The 3,282-nt window shown below is 60.6% G+C and carries 2 protein-coding genes; both read left to right on the plus strand.

Going from position 1 to position 3,282, the window contains the following annotated elements:
* Positions 1–611 (plus strand): hypothetical protein (locus tag VF515_03785; protein HEX7406755.1); only part of this gene is annotated, 611 nt, incomplete at its 5' end.
* 69 nt (positions 612–680) lie between these two features.
* The coding region (locus VF515_03790; protein ID HEX7406756.1) for a carboxypeptidase regulatory-like domain-containing protein at positions 681–3,282 on the plus strand (2,602 nt) is incomplete at its 3' end.

Genomic DNA, 3,282 nt, shown 5'->3' on the forward strand with positions numbered 1-3,282 from the left:
CCGGCGACCAGCTTCGCGCGCGCGGCACCCGCAGCGCCGACGGCGCCTCGCTCACCGCGGAAGAGATTGTCTTTGGAACTTTCCGCAACGTGGCGGGAACGATCTCGTCGATTGATGTCGCAAACCAAACGATGACCGTCATGGACCTGGCTACGAAAAAGCCCGTCGTGGTGAAGATCACGCCTGAGTCCCAAATGCACAAGCTGCCGCAGATGGTCGCGATGGCACTCGCGTTCCGTCTCCGTAGCGGAGAAATCGCGGGGGTGCCGGGCGGCAACGGCCAACCGGCGGGACAGCGTCCGCAGGGTGCGCCGGCACAAGGCGCGGGACAAGCCGGTGGTTCACGGCAAGGCGGCCCGGGAGGACCCAATGGCGGCGGCGGCATGCGCAATGCCGACCTGTCGCAGATGCTGGCTCGCATGCCGCAACTCGCGCTGTCGGAACTTCAGAAGGGTGACGCGCTGATGATCGTCACCACGCAAGGAAATGGGACTGACGTCTCGGCCGTCACGCTGCTCGCGGGCGTGGAGCCAATTCTTACCGCGCCCAATGCGTCCACCATCCTGTCGCCCTGGAACATCGGTACCGCCGGCGCGGGCGAGGCGCAATAAGTTGTACCGGCCCTGTCATATATTTCAGGAGAAGTTATGAAATCGGCAAGTCGCACAATTGCAATACTAATGTTCTTACTCTTGGTGAGCGCTTCCCTGCTCGCGCAATCGACCGGTGTAATTAAAGGACAAGTTACCGATCCGTCCGGCGCCGTCGTCACCGACGCGACCGTCACCGCGAAGTCGGCCGGCGGCCAGGTCGTTTCCGCTGCTACCAACAAGCAGGGCAATTACGAAATCAAGGGACTCACGCCGGGAAAATATGCGATCAGCGTTGTTTCCAAAGGTTTTTCGAAATATGAGACGCAGGACCTCGCCATCGAAGCCGGACATGCGCAGCAACTCGACATCGCGATGGAAATCGCGGTGAAGTCTGAGCAGGTCGAGGTGCAGGACACGACCACGCAGGTGGACGTCGCGCCGTCGAATAACGCGAGCGCCATTGTCCTCAAGGGTAAGGACCTGGACGCCCTCTCCGACGATCCCGACGATCTCGCCGCCGATCTCCAGGCTTTGGCGGGACCTTCGGCCGGCCCTAACGGCGGGCAGATTTATATCGACGGCTTCACCAACGGGCAGCTTCCGCCCAAGTCTTCGATCCGCGAAGTCCGCATCAATACCAATCCGTTCTCGGCGGAGTTCGACCACATCGGCTACGGACGCATTGAGATCTTCACCAAGCCCGGCACCGACAAGTTCCACGGTCAGGCGATGTTCAATTTCAACAACGAGATTTTCAACGCGCGCAATCCGTTCAACCACGGCGACCAGCCGGGATACCAGACGGAGATGTACAACGCCAACGTCGGCGGGCCGCTTAGCAAGAAGGCTTCCTTCTTCTTCAGCGTGCAACGCCGCAAACAGGATGAAACTGCGATCATCAATGCCGTGGTGCTGGACAACAACTTCAACCAGGTCCCGTTCAGCACCGGCATACCCAACCCGGTAACGCGCCTGGAGATCGGTCCGCGCCTCGATTACCAGGTAACGAAAAACAACACGCTGACGGCGCGGTATGAGTTTGGCCAGAACGATAGCCAGGACGGCGGCCTCGGCACCTTTACGCTCCCCACCTACGCGTCCAACACGCACAGAACCAATCACGAACTCCAAATCAGCGATACCCAGGTGCTGAGCACGACCGTGATCAACGAGACCCGTTTCCAATTCGAGCGCAACCGCAGCTCCAACGCGGCCCTGTTCGGTACGCCTTCGATTTCCGTCCTCGGAGCGTTTACCGGCGGTGGCAACTCGGGCGGCATCGCCGAAGACCACTCCGACCAGTACGAATTCCAGAATTACACCCGCATGACGCACGGCAAGCACCTGATTACCTTCGGCGGCCGGGTGCGCGCGACGCGCGATGCCAACCAGTCCACTGGCGGATACAACGGATCCTTTACCTTCGATTCATTGACTGCCTACCAGATCACGCAACAGGGACTCGCGCTGGGATTGACACCGGCGCAAATCCGCACTGCGGGTGGCGGTTCCAGCCAGTTCAGGATTACGGCCGGCCAGCCGCTGGTGGATGTCACCCAGGCGGACGCCGGCCTGTTCGGCGAAGATACGTGGACCCTGCGTCCCAACATGACGCTCACTACAGGTCTCCGCTTCGAGACCCAGAACAACATCCCCAATCATTTCAATTTCGCTCCCCGCGTCGGTTTCGCGTGGGGGCTGGGCAGGATCAAGAACGGGCCATCCAAGACGGTGCTGCGCCTCGGCACCGGCATCTTCTACGACCGCTTCAGCGAGGGCCTGGTCATGCAGGCGGAGCGGCTGAACGGAATTACGCAGCAAACGTACATCGTAACCAATCCGGACTTCTACCCGAACATTCCGGCGGTCAGCACTCTTACCGGCGCATTGAGTTCGCCCACGACGTATCAGATAGCTCCCAATCTCCACGCGCCTTACGTGATTCAGTCGGCGGCCACTCTGGAACGGCAGGTCACGAAGACGGCAACCATGTCGTTTACGTATCTGCACTCGCGCGGTGTGCACCAGTTGCTTACACGCAACATCAACGCACCGCTCCCGGGCACTTACACGGGCCCCGGCACCGGCGTACGGCCACTCGGCGGCAATAACAACGTGTACGAATACAACTCCGAGGGCATATTCAAGCAGGACCAGTTGATTACCAGCGCCAATGTGCGCATCGGCGCAAGAGTAAGTTTGAACAGCTTCTACGTGCTGAATTGGGCCAACGGAAACACTTCCGGTGCGGGCAGCTTCCCGGTCAACCAGTACAGCCTCGCCAACGAGTATGGGCGCACCGGCTACGCGGTCCGGCAGCGGTTCATGGTGATCGGCAATATCTCGGCGCCTTTTGGATTCCGCTTTAGCCCATTCGTAATGGTCAGCTCCGGGAATCCATTCAACATCACGCTCGGGCGCGATCTGAACGGCGACTCGATCTTCAACGACCGTCCAGCGTTCGCGACCGTCCTGACGCGCCCCAGCGTCGTGCAGACCCAATGGGGAGCATTCGACAGCTCGCCCATCGCCGGGCAGACCATCATTCCGGTGAACTACGGCACCGGTCCGGGACTGTTCAGCATCAACCTTCGCGTGAGCAAGACCATCGGCTTTGGTCCCTCCCTGAACTCGGAAGCGAACCGTGGCAATCGCGGCGGCGGTGGCGATCATGGTCCGGGCGGCGGCG

The sequence above is a fragment of the Candidatus Binatia bacterium genome (assembly GCA_036382395.1).
Taxonomy (GTDB): Bacteria; Desulfobacterota; Binatia; order HRBIN30; family HRBIN30; genus JAGDMS01.